Consider the following 20246-nt stretch of genomic DNA (forward strand, 5'->3'; position numbering starts at 1 on the left):
TCGGACTTCGACCTTCAGTCTGCCGTACAAAAGAGGCTTGTCCCCACTTCGGTGATCCGCGCATGTCCCCTCCCCGCCGCGTGGTAGGGCGGCGGGGAGGGGCGTGCTCAGCGGGTCGCCGGCACCTTCGGACGCGGGATCAGACGCCGAACGGCGCCGGGTACGCGATGGTCCCCGTCGGCACCGGAACGGAATCGTCCAGTACCAGCGCCATCATCGCCTCGTCCGGCACCTCGAAGGGTGCCCGGATGCCGAACCGGGAGGCCGGTACGAAGCCGAAGCGCGGGTAGTAGGCGGGATGGCCCAGCACCAGCACCAGCGACTCCCCCCGCTCCCGGGCCGCCGCCAGCAGCGCGCGCACCACCGTGCTGCCCGCGCCGGAGCGCTGCAGCTTCGGATCGACGGCCACCGGCGCCAGCGCGAGCGCCGGTGCGCCGTCCACCTCGCACCGGGTCAGCAGGGCGTGCGCCACCACCGCACCGTCGGACCCCTCGGCCACGTAGGACAGCCCCGGCAGCCAGGCCGCGTCGGCGCGGAGCGCGTCCACGAGATCAGCCTCCAGCGGGGTTTCGAAGGCGGCCAGGTTGACGCCCCGAACGGCCGCCCGATCGGACTCCGTCTCCGGACGGGTCCGCCGCGGGTCGCCGTCGCCGGCGCGCACCGGGGTCAGCACGTAGCCGGTGTACCCGTACTCGTGTCCGTGCCGTTCCCGTACGGCGAGCTCCTCGCGTACGGCGGCCAGCGCGACGGCCCGGGCCGCGTCGCCGCCCGGGGCCTCGCGGACCCGCTCGCCGAGCGGACCGTAGTACTCGGCCCAGTCGGAGTCCGGCTGGGGCAGCAGACCCAGCAGCCGGTACCCGGCCGCCTGGACGGCGGCGATGTTGCGGGAGCCCGACCGCAGCGGGTATTGGGGGTCCCAGAAGGCGCGGGCGCCGGCCGAGGGTTCCCCGGTGGTCCACTCGCACTCGCTCAGCACCAGCGTGCCGCCGGGCGCGAGCAGCCTCTTCCACTCGGCGAGCGCGCGGTCGAAGCCGATGTTGTAGGCCGAGCCCTCGGCCCAGACCAGGTCGAAGGAGCCGTCCTCGAAGGGGAGCGCCCCCATGTCGGCCCGGACGGGCCGGATCCGGTCGGCGAGGCCGCGCGCGTCGGCGGCGGCCCGCAGTTCGTCGAGGAACGGCTCGTGCAGGTCGACGGCGGTCACCTCGGCGCGGCCGGCGCCGCCGGCCTCGGCGGCGAGCAGCAGCGCGCTGCGGCCCGGACCGCAGCCCAGGTCCAGGACGCGCGGCCGCTCGGGCAGCGCTCCGGACAGGGACAGCAGGTGACGGGTGGAGGCGTCGGAGCCGGGGGACTGCCGGGGCAGGCCGCCGTGCAGCTCCATGAACGCCGCGAAGACCGCCTCGGGGGAGGGGGAGGCGGAATCAGGCGTGGTGGAGGTGGAGGTCGGGGTGGAAGTGGTGTGACGGGTGTTGTCGGACAACGTGAACCCTTGTGAACGGGGGCTCCGGCCGACGGGTTGGGATCGGTGAGATCAGACCCGGCCGGACGCCCGGAGGGAAATGGGGATGTACCGGAGTTCGCTGCGCACGGCCGCGACCACTACGACGGTCATCAACCCACCTCTTCCTCTCTCGGACCCGTAAGGCTCCACGTGACGGTCTGTACTCGGTCTGTGCACGACCGCCGGGAAGCGGTCGGGAGAACAGGTGTACGAGACTCGTGCACGTACGCCGTCCAGCGTAACAGCAGGGCCGAACGGCTGGTGAACGACGCCTTCCATTCATCCGATAGCCTCTGCCGACGTGCCGCCGCCCCCTCGGGCGCCCGCCGAGCGGCCCGTCGAACGTGTTCGTCGCAAGGAGTGAGTTCGTCTGTCGACCGTCATCCTCACCGGCCCGCCGGTACCCGGATCACCGCTCCAGGACGAGCTCCGCTCGCTCGGCTTCGACGTCCGCCCGGTCCCCGGGCCCGAGGACGCCGCCGCCGCGCTGGCCGACGTACCGGCCCACGAGCGGGTGGCGGTGGTCGACAGCGCCTTCGTCGGTCACCCGCACGCCCTGCGCCTGGCCCTGACCGACCCGCGCTTCGACGCCTGCGCGGTCACGGGCGCCCTCGCCGTCCAGGCCGGCGCGCGCGGAGCCCTCGACCGGGCCGCGGCCCTGGCGCCCGAGAGCGTAGGGGCCGGATCCGGCCCCTACCCGGACCGGCTCGCCGCCGCCGTCGAGGCCTCCGGGACCGACGTCCGGCGCCCCGAGCTCGGCACGCTCGTCGCCGCCGTCCCCGCACCGGGGGCGGAGCGCGACCGGGCCCTGGCCGAGGTGGCCGCCGTCGACGACGAGGCCGTCCGGCTGCGGACGGCCGTCAAGTCCCGCGACGGGTTCTTCACCACCTTCTTCGTCAGCCCGTACTCCCGCTACATCGCCCGCTGGTGCGCCCGCCGGGGCCTGACCCCGAACCAGGTCACCACCGCCTCGCTGATCACCGCGCTCATCGCCGCGGGCTGCGCCGCCACCGGCGACCGCTGGGGCTACGTCACGGCCGGCGTGCTGCTGCTCGTCTCCTTCGTCCTGGACTGCACCGACGGGCAGCTCGCCCGCTACTCGCTCCAGTACTCGACGATGGGCGCCTGGCTCGACGCCACCTTCGACCGGGCCAAGGAGTACTCCTTCTACGCGGGCCTCGCGCTCGGCGCCGCCCGCGACGGGGACGACGTATGGGCCCTCGCGCTCGGCGCCATGGTCCTCATGACCTGCCGGCACGTCGTCGACTTCTCCTTCAACGAGGCCAACCACGACGCCACCGCGAACACGAGCCCCACCGCGGCCCTCTCCGACCGCCTCGACAGCGTCGGCTGGACCGTGTGGGCCCGCAGGATGATCATCCTGCCCATCGGTGAGCGCTGGGCGATGATCGCCGTCCTGACGGCCCTCACCACGCCCCGGATCGTCTTCTACGCCCTCCTCGTGGGCTGCGCCTTCGGCGCCCTCTACACCACCGCCGGCCGCGTCCTGCGCTCGCTGACCCGAAGGGCCACCCGGACCGACCGTGCCGCGCGGGCCCTCGCCGACCTCGCCGACTCCGGGCCGCTCGCCGAACTCGCCGCCCGAGCCGGGGGCCGCTTCCCGACCGCCGCGCGGCTGCCCGCCGTGGTCCTCGCCGCGCTCGCCCTGGTCGCCGCGGCCTTCTTCCAGCCCTTCGGGAGCGTGACCCTCGTCGCGGTGGCCCTGTTGTACGCGGTGCTGAGCGGCCTCGCCGTCGCCCGGCCGCTCAAGGGGCCCCTGGACTGGCTGCTGCCGCCGCTGTTCCGGGCCGCGGAGTACACCACGGTGCTGGTCCTGGCCGCCAAGGCGGACGTCCCCGGAGCCCTCCCGGCGGCATTCGGCCTGATCGCGGCGGTCGCCTACCATCACTACGACACGGTCTACCGCATCCGCGGTGGCACCGGAGCGCCCCCGCACTGGCTGGTGCGGAGCACCGGCGGGCACGAAGGCCGGGTGCTGCTCGTCGCGGTGTCGGCCGCCGCCCTGTCGGGGCGCCCCGCGGACTTCCCCGTCGCGCTCACGGTCCTGGCCGTGTTCGTGGCTCTGGTGGTGCTCGTGGAGAGCATCCGTTTCTGGGTCTCCGCCGGAGCACCCGCCGTACATGACGAAGGAGAACCAGCATGATCGGCCTTGTACTCGCTGCCGGTGCCGGACGCCGCCTGCGTCCCTACACCGACACCCTGCCCAAGGCCCTCGTGCCCGTCGGCCCCGAGGGACAGGAGGACAGCCTCACCGTCCTCGACCTGACCCTGGGCAACTTCGCCGAGGTCGGCCTGACCGAGGTCGCCGTCGTCGTCGGCTACCGCAAGGAGGCCGTGTACGAGCGCCGCGAGGCGCTGGAGGCCAAGTACGGCGTCAAGATCACGCTGATCGACAACGACAAGGCCGAGGAGTGGAACAACGCCTACTCCCTGTGGTGCGCCCGTGACGTCCTCAAGCGGGGCGTGATCCTCGCCAACGGCGACACCGTGCACCCCGTCTCCGTCGAGAGGACGCTGCTCGCCGCCCGCGGCGAGGGCCGGAAGATCATCCTGGCCCTCGACACGGTCAAGAGCCTGGCCGACGAGGAGATGAAGGTCGTCACCGCCGACGGCGAGGGCGTGCGGAAGATCACCAAGCTGATGGACCCCGCCGACGCGACCGGCGAGTACATCGGCGTCACCCTCATCGAGCCCGAGGCCGCCGAGGCGCTCGCCGAGGCCCTGAAGACCACCTTCGAGCGCGACCCCGACCTCTACTACGAGGACGGCTACCAGCAGCTCGTGAACGACGGCTTCACGATCGACGTGGCCCCCATCGGCGACGTGAAGTGGGTCGAGATCGACAACCACGACGACCTCGCCAAGGGCCGGACGATCGCATGCCAGTACTGACGCGGCTGATCCCTTCCCCCGTCGTCGTCGACATCAGCTGCGGGGCGATGGACAAACTGGACGGCATCCTCGCCGACCAGCGCATCTCCGCGTCCGGCAAGCTCGCGGTCGCGATCAGCGGCGGTTCCGGGCAGGCGCTGCGCGCCCGCCTGGAGCCGGCCCTGCCGCACGCCGACTGGTACCCCGTCGTCGACGGCACCATCGACTCCGCGGTCAAGCTCGCCGACGACATAAAGGGTCGCCGCTACGACGCCGTCGTGGGCCTGGGCGGCGGCAAGATCATCGACGTGGCGAAGTACGCCGCGGCGCGGGTCGGCCTGCCCATGGTGGCCGTGGCCACCAACCTGTCGCACGACGGGATCTGCTCCCCGGTGTCCATCCTGGACAACGACAACGGGCGCGGCTCCTACGGCGTCCCCACCCCGATCGCGATGGTCATCGACCTGGACGTGATCCGCGAGGCCCCCACCCGCTTCATCCGCGCCGGCATCGGCGACGCGATCTCCAACATCTCGGCGATCGCCGACTGGGAGCTCTCGCACCGGATCACCGGCGAGGCCGTCGACGGACTGGCCGCCGCCATGGCCCGCACCGCGGGCGAGTCCGTCCTGCGCCACCCCGGCGGCTGCGGCGACGACGAGTTCCTCACCGTGCTCTCCGAGGGCCTCGTGCTCTCCGGCATCGCCATGTCGATCAGCGGTGACAGCCGCCCCTCGTCCGGCGCCTGCCACGAGATCAGCCACGCCTTCGACCTCCTCTACCCGGGTCGCTCCGCGCTCCACGGCGAGCAGGTCGGCATCGGCGCGGCCTTCGCGATGCACCTGCGGGGGGCCGGCGAGCAGTCCGGGCTCTTCGTCGAGGTGCTGCGCCGCCACGGGCTGCCCGTGCTGCCCGAGGAGATCGGCTTCAGCGTCGACGAGTTCGTCGCGGCCGTCGAGTACGCACCCCAGACCCGCCCGGGACGCTTCACCATCCTGGAGCACCTCAACCTGTCCGCAGCCGATATCAGGGACGCTTACGCCGACTATGTCCAGACCATCCATCGCTGAACTGCGGCCCGTCGTCCACCCGGCGGGCGTGAAGGACCGGCGCAGCGGAGAGCACTGGGGCGGGCGCCTCTACATGCGCGAGGTCTCCCTGCGCGTCACCCGACTCCTGGTGACCACCAGGGTCACGCCCAACCAGCTGACCTACGTGATGACCCTCGCCGGCGTCCTCGCCGCCCCGGCCCTGCTCGTGCCGGGCGTCTGGGGCGCGGTCCTCGGCGTCGTGATGGTCCAGCTGTACCTGCTGCTGGACTGCGTCGACGGGGAGGTGGCCCGCTGGAAGAAGCAGTTCTCCCTGTCCGGGGTCTACCTCGACCGGGTCGGCGCCTACCTGTGCGACGCGGCGGTCCTGGTCGGCTTCGGCCTGCGCGCGTCCGACCTGTGGGGCGGCGGGCGCGTCGACTGGCTGTGGGCCTTCCTGGGCACCCTCGCGGCCCTGGGCGCGATCCTGATCAAGTCCGAGACGGACCTCGTCGGCGTCGCCCGGCACCAGGTCGGCAAGCCCGTGGTCCAGGAGTCCGCCGCCGAACCGCGTTCGGCCGGCATGGCGCTGGCCCGCCGGGCCGCCGCCGCGCTCAAGTTCCACCGGCTGGTCCTCGGCATCGAGGCCTCCCTGCTGATCCTGCTGCTGGCCGTCCTCGACCAGATCCGAGGCGACCTGTACTTCTCCCGGCTCGGGGTGGCCGTCCTGGCCGGCATCGCGCTGCTCCAGACGGTTCTGCACCTGGTGTCGATCCTGGCCTCCAGCAGGCTGAAGTGACCGCGCCGACGCGGCTGGGCGCCGTGATCATCACCATGGGCGACCGCCCCGACGAGCTGAAGGCCCTGCTGGACTCCGTCGCGCGCCAGGAGGGCGACCCCGTCGAGGTCGTCGTCGTCGGCCAGGGCGTCAAGGTGACCGGGCTCCCCGAGGGCGTGCGCTCCGTCGAGCTGCCCGAGAACCTCGGCATCCCGGGCGGGCGCAACGTCGGCATCGAGGCCTTCGGCCCCGGCGGCCGTGACGTGGACGTCCTGCTCTTCCTCGACGACGACGGGCTGCTGGAGCGCACCGACACCGCCGACCTGTGCCGCCGGGCCTTCGCCGAGGACGACCGGCTGGGCATCGTCAGCTTCCGCATCGCCGACCCGGACACCGGCGCCACCCAGCGCCGGCACGTCCCGCGGCTGCGCGCCTCGGACCCGCTGCGCTCCTCCCGCGTCACCACCTTCCTGGGCGGCGCCAACGCCGTCCGGACGAAGGTGTTCGAGCAGGTCGGGGCCTTGCCGGCGGAGTTCTTCTACGCCCACGAGGAGACCGACCTCGCCTGGCGGGCCCTCGACGCGGGGTGGCTGATCGACTACCGCGCGGACATGGTGCTGCTCCACCCGACGACGGCCCCGTCCCGCCACGCGGTCTACCACCGTATGGTGGCCCGTAACCGGGTCTGGCTGGCCCGCCGCAACCTGCCGGCCCCGCTGGTCCCGGTGTACCTGGGCGTCTGGCTCGCCCTGACGCTCGTCCGCAGGCCCTCCGGGCCGGCCCTCAAGGCCTGGTTCGGCGGGTTCAAGGAGGGCTGGACCACCCCCTGCGGTCCCCGGCGCCCCATGAGGTGGCGCACGGTCTGGCGGCTGACCCGGCTGGGTCGACCGCCCGTCATCTGACAAGCTCGCGTCTGGGAGCATGGGCCCGATCACGGGTCCGGCGCTCCAGCCCCGATGCCCCTGCCGCATCTTGAAGACGGAAAGTTTCAACTTGTGAGTGACACAACCCACGACGGCGCCCTCGCCACGAGCAGGCCGCCGTCCGACGACGCGGGCCTGACCCCTGCGGAGCTCGCCGGGAAGTACGGCCTGTCCGTCAGCGGCGCGCGGCCCAGCCTGGGCGGATACGTACGGCAGCTGTGGGGCCGACGCCACTTCATCATGGCCTTCTCCCGGGCCAAGCTGGTGGCCCAGTACAGCCAGGCCAAGCTCGGCCAGATCTGGCAGGTGGCGACCCCGCTGCTGAACGCGCTGGTCTACTACCTGATCTTCGGCCTCATCCTGGACGCCGGCCGGGGCATGGAGAAGGGGGTGTACATCCCCTTCCTGGTGATGGGCATCTTCGTCTTCACCTTCACCCAGAACTCGCTGATGGCGGGCGTCCGGGCGATCCCGACCAACCTGGGTCTGGTGCGCGCGCTGCACTTCCCGCGCGCCTCGCTGCCGATCTCGTTCTCCATGCAGCAGCTCCAGCAGCTGATGTACTCGATGATCGTCGTGCTCGTGGTCGCCGTCGCCTTCGGGAACTACCCGCAGCTGTCCTGGCTGCTGGTGCTGCCGGCGCTGGTCCTCCAGTTCGTCTTCAACACCGGCCTCGCCCTGATCTTCGCGCGCATGGGGTCCAAGACCCCCGACCTCGCGCAGCTGATGCCCTTCCTGACGCGTACCTGGATGTACGCCTCCGGCGTCATGTTCTCGATCAACGAGATGCTGAAGGACAAGCCGCAGTGGATCGCGGACGTGCTCCAGTGGAACCCCGCCGCGATCTACATGGACCTGGTCCGCTTCGCGCTGATCGAGGACTACGGGCGGGAGAACCTGCCGCCGCACGTGTGGGGCTTCGCGATCGGCTGGGCGGTCCTGATCGGCCTCGGCGGCTTCGTGTACTTCTGGAAGGCTGAGGAGCGTTACGGCCGTGGCTGACATCACCGAAGCGGGCAAGAACAAGGCCGGGGTCCCGGCGAGCCGGGTGCCGACCGTCATCGCGGACGAGGTCCACATCGTCTACCGCGTGAACACCGGCAGCTCCGGCAAGGGCAGCGCCACCGCGGCGCTGAGCAAGATACTCCGCCGCGGCAAGGGCGACGCCCCGGGCGTGCGCCGCGTGCACGCCGTGCGCGGGGTCTCCTTCACCGCGTACCGGGGCGAGGCCATCGGCCTCATCGGCTCCAACGGTTCCGGCAAGTCGACCCTGCTGCGCGCCATCGCGGGCCTGCTGCCCTGCGAGTCCGGCAAGGTCTACACCGACGGCCAGCCGTCCCTGCTGGGCGTGAACGCGGCGCTGATGAACGACCTCACCGGCGAGCGCAACGTGGTCCTCGGCGGTCTCGCGATGGGCATGACCCGCGAGCAGATCAAGGAGCGCTACCAGGACATCGTCGACTTCTCCGGCATCAACGAGAAGGGCGACTTCATCTCCCTGCCGATGCGCACCTACTCCTCCGGCATGGCCGCGCGCCTGCGCTTCTCGATCGCCGCCGCCAAGGACCACGACGTCCTGATGATCGACGAGGCGCTCGCCACCGGTGACCGCAAGTTCCAGGTGCGCTCCGAGGCGCGCATCCGCGAGCTGCGGGAGAAGGCCGGCACGGTCTTCCTGGTGAGCCACAACAACAACTCGATCCGCGACACCTGCAGCCGCGTGCTGTGGCTGGAAAAGGGCGAGCTGTTGATGGACGGGCCGACCGAGGAAGTGGTCTCCGCGTACGAGAAGGCCACCAGCCACTGACGGCGGGCCGCGCGCCGGCTCCCCCGTGAACGAGGCCCCCGCCGCTGTCCGCGGCGGGGGCCCCGTCGTGCGGCGGCGACATTCCGGGGCGCCGCGGGCCCCGATAGGCCCGCGCGGTGTTGTACAGCGTAAGCTGGACCAGTTCTCAATCGCGCCAAGAGGGGACGATTCCCCGCGGCCGGAATCCCGTCGGGTACTCCCCGGTAAGGTCCGGCGGCGTGTCCGAAATGGGATGACTTGGGTCGGCAGTGTAGAACGGGAGACGTGACGGCAATGGCTACGGGAATTCTCCGGCCCCCAGGCACGGTGGCCGTCCCCGCCCCGGGCGGCGGGCGGTGACCCCCGAGCACGGCCTCCGTCCCCATCCGGACACGGACCGGGAACCCCCCGCGCGCGCCACCCTCGCCAAGGCGACCTCGGAGAACTTCCCCGTGGCCCCCGCCTTCCTGCCGCGCGCCTGGCGCCGCGGCCTCATGGCCGTCTACGGGTACGCCCGCCTCGTCGACGACATCGGCGACGGCGACCTCGCCCCCGGCGGCCACGACGCCGTCCTGCTCGGCCTGGACCCGGCCGCCGCGGGCGACCGCCCCGCCATGCTCGACGCCCTCGAAGCCGACCTGCGGCGCGTCTTCGGCGCCCCCGACGGCCCCCCGCGCCACCCCCTGCCGGCGGCGCTCGTGCCCGTCGTCCGCGAACACGGCCTGACCCCGGAGCCCTTCCTCGCGCTCATCGAGGCCAACCGCCTCGACCAGCGCGTCACGCGTTACGAGACCTACGGCGACCTCCTCGCCTACTGCGAGCTGTCCGCCAACCCCGTCGGTCGTCTCGTGCTCTCCCTCACCGGCACCTCCACCCCCGAGCGAATCCGCCGCTCCGACGCCGTCTGCACCGCGCTGCAGATCGCCGAGCACCTCCAGGACGTCGCCGAGGACCTCGCCCGGGACCGGATCTACCTCCCGGCCGAGGACATGCGCCGCTTCCACGTCACCGAGAACGACCTCGCGGCCCCGACCGCCGGCGCCTCCGTACGCTCCCTCGTCGCCTTCGAGGCCGCGCGCGCCCGCGCCCTGCTGGACGAGGGCACCCCCCTCGTCGGCAGCGTGCACGGGCGCCTGCGCCTGCTGCTCGCCGGTTTCGTCGGCGGGGGACGGGCCGCCCTGGGGGCCGTCACGGCCGCCGGCTTCGACGTACTTCCCGGCCCGCCCAAGCCCACCCGGAGCGGTCTGCTCCGCGAGGTGGCCGCCGTCCTGCGCACAGCGCCGAGAAAGGGGTGAGCCCGACCGTGGAGGGCCCCACACACGTGTCCGCACCGTCCGCTCCGGTCCTCGCCGCCTACAGCTACTGCGAGGCCGTCACCGGCACGCAGGCGCGCAACTTCGCGTACGGCATCCGGCTGCTGCCCACCGACAAGCGGCAGGCCATGTCCGCGCTGTACGCCTTTTCGCGGCGCGTCGACGACATCGGCGACGGCACCCTCGCCCCCGAGGCGAAGCTGGTCCGACTGGAGGAGACCCGCGCCCTGCTCGGCCGGATCCGGGCGGAGGAGATCGAGGAGGACGACACCGACCCGGTCGCCGTCGCCCTCGCGCACGCCGCGCGACGCTTCCCGATCCCCCTCGGCGGCCTCGACGAACTCATCGACGGCGTCCTGATGGACGTCCGCGGCCAGGAGTACGAGACCTGGGACGACCTCAAGGTCTACTGCCGCTGCGTGGCCGGCGCCATCGGCCGGCTCTCGCTCGGCGTGTTCGGCGCCGCGCGCGCCGGCACCCTCGGCGCCGACGCCGCCCGCGCCGACGAGTACGCCGACACCCTCGGCCTCGCCCTGCAACTCACCAACATCCTCAGGGACGTCTCCGAGGACGCGGCCAATGGCCGCACCTACCTGCCCGCCGAGGACCTCGCCAAGTTCGGCTGCTCGGAGGGGTTCGGCTCCGGCCGGGCCCCCGCCGGCTCGGACTTCGCCGGACTCGTCCACCACGAGGTCCGCCGCGCCCGCGCCCTGTTCGTCGAGGGCTACCGGCTGCTGCCGCTGCTCGACCGGCGCAGCGGTGCCTGCGTCGCCGCGATGGCCGGCATCTACCGACGCCTGCTCGACCGCATCGAACGCGAACCCGAGGCCGTCCTGCGCGGCCGCGTCTCGCTGCCGCCGCACGAGAAGGCGTACGTGGCCGTGCGCGGACTGTCCGGACTCGACGCCCGGACCATCTCCCGCCAGAGCGCCCGCAGGCGCGCCTGATGGCCCGGACCGCGCTCCGCGGCCCGCGACCGGCCGCGCACCCGCACGGCCCGGCGACCGGCCGGCGCCCCGCAGGTCGCGGCCGGGCAACCACCGCGGCGCACACCGCGTCTTCACCCCGGGCGACGGGCCGACGGCCGGCCACGACCACCGCCGCGTCGGACCTCCGCACGCCGGCGACCGGACACCACACCACGGGGGAGGGACCATGAGCGGCACCGACCGCGGCGAGCGCCGCGCCGTCGTCGTCGGCGGCGGCCTCGCGGGCGTCACCGCCGCGCTGGAACTCGCCGACGCCGGAGTGCGGGTGACCCTCCTCGAAGGCCGCCCGCGCCTGGGCGGCCTGGCGTTCTCCTTCAAGCGCGGCGACCTCACCGTCGACAACGGCCAGCACGTCTACCTGCGTTGCTGCACCGCCTACCGCTGGTTCCTGGACCGCGTCGACGGCGCCGCCCTCGCCCCGATCCAGGACCGCCTCGACGTACCGGTCCTCGACGTCGCCCACCCCGGCCGTCCGCGCCTGGGCCGGCTGCGCCGCAGCGCGCTGCCCGTCCCCCTGCACCTGGCCGCCTCCCTGGCCCGCTACCCGCACCTGTCCCTCGCCGAGCGCGTCGGCGTCGGGCGCGCGGCCCTCGCGCTGCGCCGCCTCGACCCCGCCGACCCGGCGCTCGACGGACTCGACTTCGCCACCTGGCTGGGCCGCCAAGGCCAGAGCCCGCGCACCGTCGAGGCGCTGTGGGACCTCGTCGGCGTCGCCACCCTCAACGCCACCGCCGACCAGTGCTCGCTGGGCCTGGCCGCCATGGTCTTCAAGACCGGCCTGCTCTCCGAGAACGGCGCCTCCGACATCGGCTGGGCCCGCGTACCGCTCGGCGAACTCCACGACACCCTCGCCCGCAAGGCCCTCGACGCCGCCGGCGTCACCACGACCCTGCGCGCCCGCGTCACCGCCCTGTCCCGCACGGACGAGGGGGGTTGGCGGGTCGACACCGAGGACGGGCCCCTGGACGCCGACACCGTGGTCCTCGCCGTCCCGCAGCGCGAGGCGCACGGCCTGCTGCCCGAAGGGGCGCTCGCCGACCCCGACCGGCTCCTCGACATCGGCACCGCCCCCATCCTCAACGTCCACGTGGTCTACGACCGCAAGGTCCTGCGGCAGCCGTTCTTCGCCGCGCTCGGCACCCCCGTCCAATGGGTCTTCGACCGCACCGACTCCTCCGGCCTCACCGACGGCGGCCAGTACCTGGCCCTGTCCCAGTCCGCCGCCCAGGAGGACATCGACGAACCCGTCTCCGTCCTGCGCGCCAAGTACCTCCCCGAGCTGGAACGGCTGCTGCCGGCCGCGCGCGGCGCGAAGGTACGGGACTTCTTCGTCACCCGCGAACGCACCGCCACCTTCGCCCCGACCCCCGGCGTCGGCCGGCTGCGCCCGGGCACGCGGACCGACACGCCGGGGCTGTACCTGGCCGGTGCGTGGACCGCCACCGGTTGGCCCGCGACCATGGAAGGCGCCGTCCGCAGCGGTCTGGACGCGGCCCACGCCGCGCTCGCCGCCCTCGGCCGTCCCCGCGAACACCCTCTGCAGGAGGCGGTATGACGACGACCACGACCACCAGCACGACCGGCACAGCACGTACAGGAACCAGAGGAGAGCCAGTGAACCCCGGGAACCCGGCTGTCGAGAACACGGCTGCCAGTGTGGGCACGGCCGGCGCGGAGAAGGCGGACACCCTCGCCCTCCTGGAACGCGGCCGCACGCTGTCGACGCCCGTGCTCCGCGCCGCAGTGGACCGGCTCGCGGCGCCGATGGACACCGTCGCCGCCTACCACTTCGGCTGGATCGACGCCCAGGGCAACCCGGCGGACGGCGACGGCGGCAAGGCCGTACGCCCCGCCCTCGCCCTGCTCTCCGCCGAGGCGGCGGGCGCGGCGGCCGAGGTCGGCATCCCCGGCGCCGTCGCCGTGGAGCTCGTCCACAACTTCTCGCTGCTGCACGACGACCTGATGGACGGCGACGAGCAGCGCCGCCACCGCGACACCGTGTGGAAGGTGCACGGCCCGGCGCTGGCCATCCTCGTCGGCGACGCCCTGTTCGCCCTCGCCAACGAGGTGCTGCTGGAACTCGGCACCGCGGAGGCCGGTCGCGCCACCCGCCGGCTGACCACCGCCAGCCGCAAGCTGATCGACGGCCAGGCCCAGGACATCTCCTACGAGCACCGCGAGCGCGTCAGCGTCGAGGAATGCCTGGAGATGGAGGGGAACAAGACCGGAGCCCTGCTCGCGTGCGCCGTGTCCATCGGCGCGGTGCTCGGCGGCGCGGACGACCGCACGGCCGACAAGCTGGAGGAGTACGGCTACCACCTCGGCCTCGCCTTCCAGGCCGTCGACGACCTCCTCGGCATCTGGGGCGACCCGGAGTCCACCGGCAAGCAGACCTGGAGCGACCTGCGCCAGCGCAAGAAGTCCCTGCCCGTCGTCGCCGCCCTCGCGGCGGGCGGACCGGCGTGCGAGGAGCTCGCGAAGCTGCTCGCGGCCGACGCCAAGAGCAACGACTTCGAGAACTTCTCCGAGGAGGAGTTCGCCCACCGGGCCGCGCTCATCGAGGCGGCCGGCGGCCGTCGGTGGACCGCCGACGAGGCCCGCCGCCAGCACGCGATCGCCATCCGCGCCCTGGACGACGTGGACATGCCCCAGCGGGTGCGCGAGCAGCTCGTCGCCCTCGCCGACTTCGTCGTCGTGCGCAAGAGGTGATCTCGGCCCGAAAGTGGATATGAATCGCGAGTCGCCGACCGGCGCCGCCTGACGGGCGGACCGGTCGACGGCGGACCCCAGCACAGCAGAGGACACTGTTCTAAGGGGAAGCCATGACAGCGATGACCGACGGCGGCGGCGCGGTGGCCGGCGGCGCCGATCCGCACGACGCCCGCACCGCGGCCAGGGCGCGGGCCCGACGGCCCGCGCCGGCCGCCCCGGGCGCCGGCGCCGATCTGCGCGGCGCCGTCCAGGAGGCCACTGCGCGCGCCGTCCGTGACCTCCTGGCCCGCCAGGACCCGGCCGGCTGGTGGAAGGGCGACCTCCAGACCAACGTCACCATGGACGCCGAGGACCTGCTGCTGCGGCAGTTCCTCGGCATCCGCGACGAGGCGACCACGGCCGCCGCCGCCCTCTTCATCCGGGGCGAACAGCGCGAGGACGGCACCTGGGCCACCTTCCACGGAGGTCCGCCGGAACTCTCGGCCACCATCGAGGCGTACGTGGCCCTGCGCCTGGCCGGCGATCCGCCCGACGCCCCGCACATGGCCCGCTCCTCGGCCTGGATCAGGGCCCACGGAGGGATCGCCGGCGCCCGCGTCTTCACCCGGATCTGGCTCGCCCTGTTCGGCTGGTGGAGCTGGGACCACCTGCCCGAACTCCCTCCCGAACTGGTCTTCCTGCCCCCCTGGGTGCCGCTGAACATCTACGACTTCGGCTGCTGGGCCCGTCAGACCATCGTCCCGCTCACCGTGGTCTCCGCGCTGCGGCCGGTGCGCCCCGCCCCCTTCGCCCTGGACGAGCTGCACACCGACGCCCGTACGCCCTTCCCGGACAAACCCCTGGCGAGCGCGACCAGTTGGGACGGGGCCTTCCAGCGCATGGACCGGCTCCTGCACCTGTACCGCCGGGTGGCCCCCCGCCGGCTGCGCGAGGCCGCCATGGCCACCGCCGCCCGCTGGATCATCGAGCGCCAGGAGAACGACGGCTGCTGGGGCGGGATCCAGCCGCCCGCCGTGTACTCCGTCATCGCCCTGCACCTGCTCGGCTACGCCCTGGACCACCCCGTGATGCGGGCCGGCCTGACCTCGCTCGACCGGTTCGCCGTCTGGCGCGAGGACGGCGCCCGGATGATCGAGGCCTGCCAGTCCCCGGTGTGGGATACCTGCCTGGCCGCCATCGCCCTCGCCGACGCGGGCCTGGAGCCCGACCACCCGGCCCTGGTCGCGGCGGCCGACTGGATGCTCGGCGAGGAGATCCGCAAGAGCGGGGACTGGGCCGTGCGCCGGCCCGGGCTCGAACCGGGCGGCTGGGCGTTCGAGTTCCACAACGACAACTACCCCGACATCGACGACACCGCCGAGGTGGTCCTCGCGCTGCGCCGCGTCCGCCATCCCGAACCGGCCCGGATCGAGGCGGCCATCGCGCGCGGGGTGTCCTGGAACCTCGGGATGCAGTCGCGCAACGGCGCCTGGGGCGCCTTCGACGCCGACAACACCTCCACCCTGCCCAACCGGCTGCCCTTCTGCGACTTCGGGGAGGTCATCGACCCGCCCTCGGCCGACGTCACCGCCCACGTCGTGGAGATGCTCGCCGTCGAGGGCCGGGCCGCCGACCCCCGCACCCGTCGCGGCATCGACTGGCTCCTCGCCGAACAGGAGCCCGACGGCTGCTGGTTCGGGCGCTGGGGCACCAACTACGTCTACGGGGTCGGCTCGGTGCTCCCGGCGCTGACCACCGCCGGCATCGCCCCCTCCCACCCCGCGATCCGGCGGGCCGTGCGCTGGTTGGAATCCGTACAGAACGAGGACGGCGGCTGGGGCGAGGACCAGCGCTCGTACCGGGACCGCGCCTGGGCCGGGAAGGGCGCCTCCACCCCCTCGCAGACCGCCTGGGCGCTGATGGCCCTGCTGTCGGCGGGGGAGCGGGACGGCGAGGCCGTCGAACGCGGCCTCGCCCACCTGGTGGACACCCAGCGGGCCGACGGCACCTGGGACGAGCCGTACTTCACCGGGACCGGCTTCCCGTGGGACTTCTCCATCAACTACCACCTCTACCGCCAGGTGTTCCCGCTCACCGCGCTCGGCCGCTACCTGTACGGGGAACCCTTCGGCCCCGGAGGTCGGCGCGGCGCCCCCGCCCCGTCCGCGTCCGCCACCCCGCCCCCGGCCCCGTCCGCCACCCCGCCCCCGTCCGCGACCGCGGGCGCGACCGAGGAGGCCGGATGACCGGGGAGGCCGGCTCCCCGGCCCCGCTCCTGATCGCCTGCGCGCTGCGCATCGAGCGGACGGCGTTGCGCGGCGCCGCCCGCGTCGCCCGCGAGGCGGGCCGGCCCGCCGCGTCCGTCCTGCGGACCGGGATGGGCCCGCGCGCGGCCGAGCGGGCCGTCACCGAGGCCCTGGGGCGCCCCGGGATGGAGGGGGCCGCCGTCCTCGCGACCGGGTTCTGCGCGGGCCTGGTGCCCGGCACGCACCCGGGCGACCTGGTCGTCGCGGAGACGGTGCGCGACCCGCGCGGCTCCGTGACCTGCACGGGCACCGCCCTGTTGGCCGAGGCCCTGGCCCGCGCCGCACCCGGGCGCACCGTGCACACCGGCGTCCTGATCGGCTCCGACCACGTCGTGCGGGGCCAGGAGCGCGACCGGCTGCGCGCCGGCGGCGCCCTCGCCGTCGACATGGAGTCCGCCGCGACCCTGTGGACCGCCACCCGGGGCGGCGCCCGCCCGGTTGCGGCCGTCCGGGTGATCGTGGACGCTCCGGAGCACGAGCTCGTCCGTATCGGCACGGTTCGCGGTGGAATATCGGCCTTCCGTGTGTTGCGTGCCGTACTGCCTGCTTTTTATGACTGGCACCGTTCGTTGCTGCTCCCCAGGAGGTGAGCCAGATGGCCATGCCACTGCGACAGTCCATCAGGGTCGGGACCTATCTGCTCGAACAGAAGGTCCGCAAGCGTGAGAAGTTCCCGTTGATCGTCGAACTGGAGCCGCTCTACGCCTGCAATCTCGCGTGCGAGGGGTGCGGGAAGATCCAGCACCCCGCCGGAGTGCTCAAGCAGCGCATGCCCGTGGCCCAGGCGGTCGGCGCCGTCCTGGAGTCCGGCGCGCCGATGGTGTCCATCGCGGGCGGCGAGCCCCTGATGCACCCCCAGATCCACGAGATCGTGCGCCAGCTGGTGGCCAAGCGGAAGTACGTCTTCCTCTGCACGAACGCCATGCTGCTCCGCAAGAAGATCGAGAAGTTCACCCCTTCCCCGTATTTCGCCTTCGCCGTCCACATCGACGGACTGCGCGAACGCCACGACGAATCGGTGGCCAAGGAAGGCGTCTTCGACGAGGCGGTCGCCGCCATCAAGGAGGCGAAGCGGCGCGGATTCCGGGTCACCACGAACTCCACCTTCTTCAACACCGACACCCCCCAGACCATCATCGAGGTCCTCAACTACCTCAATGACGACCTCCGCGTCGACGAGATGATGATCTCGCCCGCCTACGCCTACGAAAAGGCCCCCGACCAGGAACACTTCCTCGGCGTCGAACAGACCCGCGAACTGTTCAGGAAGGCCTTCGCCGGCGGAAACCGGCGCCGCTGGCGCCTCAACCACTCCCCGCTCTTCCTCGACTTCCTGGAAGGCAAGGCGGATTTCCCCTGCACCGCCTGGGCCATTCCGAATTACTCGCTCTTCGGCTGGCAACGCCCCTGCTACCTGATGAGCGACGGGTACGTCCCCACCTACCGGGAACTCATCGAGGACACCGACTGGAGCAAGTACGGCCGCGGCAAGGACCCGCGCTGCGCCAACTGCATGGCGCACTGCGGCTACGAACCCACCGCCGTCCTCGCCACCATGGGGTCCCTCAAGGAGTCCCTGCGCGCGGCCCGCGAGACCATCGGAGGCAACCGGGAAGCCTCGTCATGACGGCCGCGCAGGGCGGAGCCGGCGGCTTCGACCTCGCCGCGCTGCTGGCCGAGCGCGGCGGGGAACGCTACGAGCTGCACGCCCGCCACCTCAACCCCCAGCTGCCCCGGATGCTGCACACCATCGGCTTCGACAAGGTCTACACGCGGGCCGAGGGCGCGCACTTCTTCGACGCCGAGGGCAACGACTACCTCGACATGCTGGCCGGATTCGGGGTGATGGGCCTGGGCCGCCACCACCCGGTGGTCCGCCGCGCCCTGCACGACGTCCTCGACGCCGGCCTCGCCGACCTCACCCGCTTCGACTGCCCGCCGCTGCCCGGACTGCTGGCCGAGCGGCTCCTCGCGCACAGCCCCCACCTGGACCGGGTCTTCTTCGGCAACAGCGGCACCGAGGCCGTGGAGACCGCCCTGAAGTTCGCCCGGTACGCCACCGGCCGCCCCAGGGTCCTCTACTGCGACCACGCCTTCCACGGGCTCACCACCGGCTCCCTGTCCGTCAACGGCGAGGCCGGCTTCCGCGACGGCTTCGCCCCGCTGCTCCCGGACACGAGGATCGCCCTCGGCGACCTCACGGCCCTGGAGCGGGAGCTGGCCCGCGGGGACGTGGCCGCGCTCATCGTCGAACCCGTCCAGGGCAAGGGGGTGCACGCGGCCCCGCCGGGGTTCCTGCTCGCCGCGCAGGAGATGCTCCACCGGCACAAGGCCCTGCTGATCGCCGACGAGGTGCAGACCGGCCTCGGGCGCACCGGCGACTTCTACGCGTACCAGCACGAGCCGGGCGTGGAACCGGACCTCGTGTGCGTGGCCAAGGCCCTCTCCGGCGGGTACGTGCCGATCGGCGCCACCCTCGGCAAGGACTGGATCTTCCGGCGCGTCTACTCCTCCATGGACCGGGTGCTCGTGCACTCGGCGAGCTTCGGTTCCAACGCGCAGGCGATGGCCGCCGGCCTCGCGGTCCTGTCCGTCATGGAGGACGAGGGGATCGTCGCCCGCGCCCGCGCCACCGGCGACCTGCTGCGCGGTCGGCTCGCCGCGCTCGTGGACGAGTACGAGCTGCTGCACGAGGTGCGCGGGCGCGGGCTCATGATCGGCATCGAGTTCGGCCGGCCGTCCTCGCTGGGGCTGCGCGGCCGTTGGACGATGCTCCAGGCCGCCCGCAAGGGTCTGTTCGCGCAGATGGTCGTGGCGCCCCTGCTGAGCCGGCACCGGATCCTCACGCAGGTCTCCGGCGACCACCTGGAGGTCATCAAGCTCATTCCGCCGCTGATCGTCGACGAGGGGGACGTGGACCGCTTCGTCGGGGCCTTCCGCGAGGTCATGGACGAGGCCCACGGCGGCGGCTCGCTGATGTGGGACTTCGGCCGGACGCTGGTCAAACAGGCCGTCGCCAACCGCTGACGACCGCGGCTTCCCGCGGGGCCCGCACGGCCCCGCGGGGGAGCGGTCCTACGGCTCCAGCAGCCGTCCGCGCAGTCGCTCCAGGGTCTCGGGCGCGAGCGCGAGACCCTCGGCGAGGTAGCGGTCTACACCGCCCCACCCGCCGTCGATGGCCTCGAACGCCGCGAGGAGGTACTCGGCGCGCGCGTCGAACAGCGGTGAGAGCAGCTCCATCACCTCGGGGGTGCGGGCCTCCGCCTCGTCGTCGCGGCGCACCCGGTAGCGGCGGTGCGGGGCGTTCGACTCCAGGTAGTCCGCCACGATGGCCTCGCGCTCGACCCCGAGCGCCAGCAGGGTGACCGCGATCGACAGACCGGCCCGGTCCTTGCCCGCCGCGCAGTGCATGAGCGCCGGCACGCTGTCGTGCGCGAGCGCGTGGACGACCCGGCTGTGCTCGGCGGTACGGGTGCGCACCATGGTGCGGTACGACTCGGCCATGCGGGCGGCGGCCCTCCCCTCGCCCAGGAGCGCGCGCAGCTGCGCCAGATCGCCCTCGCGGACCATCTTCCAGAACTCGCGGCCGTCGGCGGGATCCGACAGCGGGATGTTCACGTTCCGTACGCCCGGCAGCTCGACGTCCGCCCCTTCCAGGGCGTGGTCGGCGCGGTTGCGGAAGTCGAAGACGGTGTGGAGGCCGAGGGAGCCGAGGAACTCTGCACCGGTTTCGGTGGCATGCGCGAGATGTCCGCTTCGGAACAGAAGTCCCGGCCTGACCCTCCGTCCGTCGGCGGTGGGCAACCCGCCCACGTCACGGAAGTTGCGCACGCCGATCAGCTCCGGCTCCGGTTCGGGCCGCGGCGGAAGGGGCGGGGGTATCAGCTGGGTCACGTGTGCTCCTCCATCTAGTCCTGTGTTGTCCGAATTACGCTGGTTGGGGCCAACTTGCCATAGGGGGAGGCGAGATCGTGCCGGACTCCGTGAGCCAGATCATACGGTGACCGTGCGTGCCTGATCACGAAATGCGAATTGCCTTGCC

At 72.8% G+C, this 20246-nt stretch carries 18 protein-coding genes; 15 read left to right on the forward strand and 3 right to left on the reverse strand.

Annotated features, from left to right (window positions below; all coding sequences use genetic code 11):
- Positions 1–139: 139 nt before the first annotated feature.
- The gene (locus AB0D01_RS11315) at positions 140–1378 is read right to left on the reverse strand and encodes a bifunctional class I SAM-dependent methyltransferase/N-acetyltransferase (RefSeq protein WP_363054966.1); all 1239 of its coding nucleotides are present in this window, start codon (positions 1376–1378) and stop codon (positions 140–142) included.
- A gap of 529 nt (positions 1379–1907) precedes the next feature.
- Positions 1908–2045 (reverse strand): hypothetical protein, encoded by a 138-nt coding sequence (locus AB0D01_RS11320; RefSeq protein WP_363054864.1) that lies wholly within the window; start codon positions 2043–2045, stop codon positions 1908–1910.
- Here AB0D01_RS11320 and AB0D01_RS11325 point away from each other — a divergent pair.
- From AB0D01_RS11325 to AB0D01_RS11395, 15 genes are all read left to right on the forward strand, one after another.
- Positions 2019–3662 (forward strand): DUF5941 domain-containing protein, encoded by a 1644-nt coding sequence (locus AB0D01_RS11325; protein WP_363054865.1) that lies wholly within the window; start codon positions 2019–2021, stop codon positions 3660–3662. The two genes, AB0D01_RS11320 and AB0D01_RS11325, sit on opposite strands and share 27 nt — an antisense overlap.
- Positions 3659–4411, forward strand: coding sequence for a phosphocholine cytidylyltransferase family protein (locus AB0D01_RS11330; RefSeq protein ID WP_363054866.1), 753 nt, complete (start codon positions 3659–3661; stop codon positions 4409–4411). Before AB0D01_RS11325 ends, AB0D01_RS11330 begins: the two co-directional genes overlap by 4 nt.
- Entirely contained in the window at positions 4399–5460 is a 1062-nt protein-coding gene (locus AB0D01_RS11335; protein ID WP_363054867.1) for an iron-containing alcohol dehydrogenase family protein, read from the forward strand. Before AB0D01_RS11330 ends, AB0D01_RS11335 begins: the two co-directional genes overlap by 13 nt.
- Complete coding sequence (locus AB0D01_RS11340; protein WP_363054868.1) at positions 5438–6217, forward strand: CDP-alcohol phosphatidyltransferase family protein; 780 nt, start codon at positions 5438–5440, stop codon at positions 6215–6217. Before AB0D01_RS11335 ends, AB0D01_RS11340 begins: the two co-directional genes overlap by 23 nt.
- 35 nt (positions 6218–6252) lie before the next feature.
- Positions 6253–7098, forward strand: a complete 846-nt coding sequence (locus tag AB0D01_RS11345; RefSeq protein WP_363054967.1) for a glycosyltransferase — start codon at positions 6253–6255, stop codon at positions 7096–7098.
- A 93-nt stretch (positions 7099–7191) separates the two neighbouring features.
- Entirely contained in the window at positions 7192–8121 is a 930-nt protein-coding gene (locus AB0D01_RS11350; protein WP_363054869.1) for an ABC transporter permease, read from the forward strand.
- Positions 8114–8926 (forward strand): ABC transporter ATP-binding protein, encoded by an 813-nt coding sequence (locus AB0D01_RS11355; RefSeq protein WP_363054870.1) that lies wholly within the window; start codon positions 8114–8116, stop codon positions 8924–8926. Before AB0D01_RS11350 ends, AB0D01_RS11355 begins: the two co-directional genes overlap by 8 nt.
- Before the next feature lie 335 nt (positions 8927–9261).
- Positions 9262–10200, forward strand: coding sequence for a squalene synthase HpnC (hpnC, locus tag AB0D01_RS11360; RefSeq protein WP_363054871.1), 939 nt, complete (start codon positions 9262–9264; stop codon positions 10198–10200).
- An 8-nt stretch (positions 10201–10208) separates the two neighbouring features.
- Complete coding sequence (hpnD, locus tag AB0D01_RS11365; protein ID WP_363054872.1) at positions 10209–11165, forward strand: presqualene diphosphate synthase HpnD; 957 nt, start codon at positions 10209–10211, stop codon at positions 11163–11165.
- Between the two features lie 208 nt (positions 11166–11373).
- Positions 11374–12762 (forward strand): hydroxysqualene dehydroxylase HpnE, encoded by a 1389-nt coding sequence (hpnE, locus tag AB0D01_RS11370; RefSeq protein ID WP_363054873.1) that lies wholly within the window; start codon positions 11374–11376, stop codon positions 12760–12762.
- Positions 12759–13916 carry a polyprenyl synthetase family protein gene (locus tag AB0D01_RS11375; RefSeq protein ID WP_363054874.1) on the forward strand — a complete coding sequence of 386 codons (1158 nt, stop codon included), beginning with the start codon at positions 12759–12761 and terminating at the stop codon, positions 13914–13916. Before hpnE ends, AB0D01_RS11375 begins: the two co-directional genes overlap by 4 nt.
- Before the next feature lie 113 nt (positions 13917–14029).
- Entirely contained in the window at positions 14030–16144 is a 2115-nt protein-coding gene (shc, locus tag AB0D01_RS11380; protein ID WP_363054875.1) for a squalene--hopene cyclase, read from the forward strand.
- Positions 16141–16794, forward strand: coding sequence for a 1-hydroxy-2-methyl-2-butenyl 4-diphosphate reductase (locus tag AB0D01_RS11385; RefSeq protein ID WP_363054876.1), 654 nt, complete (start codon positions 16141–16143; stop codon positions 16792–16794). Before shc ends, AB0D01_RS11385 begins: the two co-directional genes overlap by 4 nt.
- A 5-nt stretch (positions 16795–16799) precedes the next feature.
- Positions 16800–17831 (forward strand): adenosyl-hopene transferase HpnH, encoded by a 1032-nt coding sequence (gene hpnH / locus AB0D01_RS11390; RefSeq protein WP_363054877.1) that lies wholly within the window; start codon positions 16800–16802, stop codon positions 17829–17831.
- The gene (locus tag AB0D01_RS11395; protein ID WP_363054878.1) at positions 17828–19231 is read left to right on the forward strand and encodes an aspartate aminotransferase family protein; all 1404 of its coding nucleotides are present in this window, start codon (positions 17828–17830) and stop codon (positions 19229–19231) included. The genes hpnH and AB0D01_RS11395 overlap by 4 nt, the downstream gene beginning before the upstream one ends.
- Before the next feature lie 48 nt (positions 19232–19279).
- On the opposite strand, the gene AB0D01_RS11400 is transcribed toward AB0D01_RS11395, so the two are convergent.
- Positions 19280–20098 carry a tyrosine-protein phosphatase gene (locus AB0D01_RS11400; RefSeq protein WP_363054879.1) on the reverse strand — a complete coding sequence of 273 codons (819 nt, stop codon included), beginning with the start codon at positions 20096–20098 and terminating at the stop codon, positions 19280–19282.
- Between the last annotated feature and the right edge of the window lie 148 nt (positions 20099–20246).

This window comes from Streptomyces sp. NPDC048606 (assembly GCF_040650855.1).
GTDB lineage: Bacteria > Actinomycetota > Actinomycetes > Streptomycetales > Streptomycetaceae > Streptomyces.

Bases quoted from the DNA above. Each gene is read 5' to 3' on its own strand.
- AB0D01_RS11385 (WP_363054876.1), top strand. From the start codon at position 16,141: ATGACCGGGGAGGCCGGCTCCCCGGCCCCGCTCCTGATCGCCTGCGCG.
- hpnE (WP_363054873.1), top strand. From the start codon at position 11,374: ATGAGCGGCACCGACCGCGGCGAGCGCCGCGCCGTCGTCGTCGGCGGC.
- hpnH (WP_363054877.1), top strand. From the start codon at position 16,800: ATGGCCATGCCACTGCGACAGTCCATCAGGGTCGGGACCTATCTGCTC.
- shc (WP_363054875.1), top strand. From the start codon at position 14,030: ATGACAGCGATGACCGACGGCGGCGGCGCGGTGGCCGGCGGCGCCGAT.
- AB0D01_RS11330 (WP_363054866.1), top strand. From the start codon at position 3,659: ATGATCGGCCTTGTACTCGCTGCCGGTGCCGGACGCCGCCTGCGTCCC.
- AB0D01_RS11375 (WP_363054874.1), top strand. From the start codon at position 12,759: ATGACGACGACCACGACCACCAGCACGACCGGCACAGCACGTACAGGA.
- AB0D01_RS11340 (WP_363054868.1), top strand. From the start codon at position 5,438: ATGTCCAGACCATCCATCGCTGAACTGCGGCCCGTCGTCCACCCGGCG.
- AB0D01_RS11335 (WP_363054867.1), top strand. From the start codon at position 4,399: ATGCCAGTACTGACGCGGCTGATCCCTTCCCCCGTCGTCGTCGACATC.
- AB0D01_RS11345 (WP_363054967.1), top strand. From the start codon at position 6,253: ATGGGCGACCGCCCCGACGAGCTGAAGGCCCTGCTGGACTCCGTCGCG.
- AB0D01_RS11395 (WP_363054878.1), top strand. From the start codon at position 17,828: ATGACGGCCGCGCAGGGCGGAGCCGGCGGCTTCGACCTCGCCGCGCTG.
- AB0D01_RS11315 (WP_363054966.1), bottom strand. From the start codon at position 1,378: ATGGAGCTGCACGGCGGCCTGCCCCGGCAGTCCCCCGGCTCCGACGCC.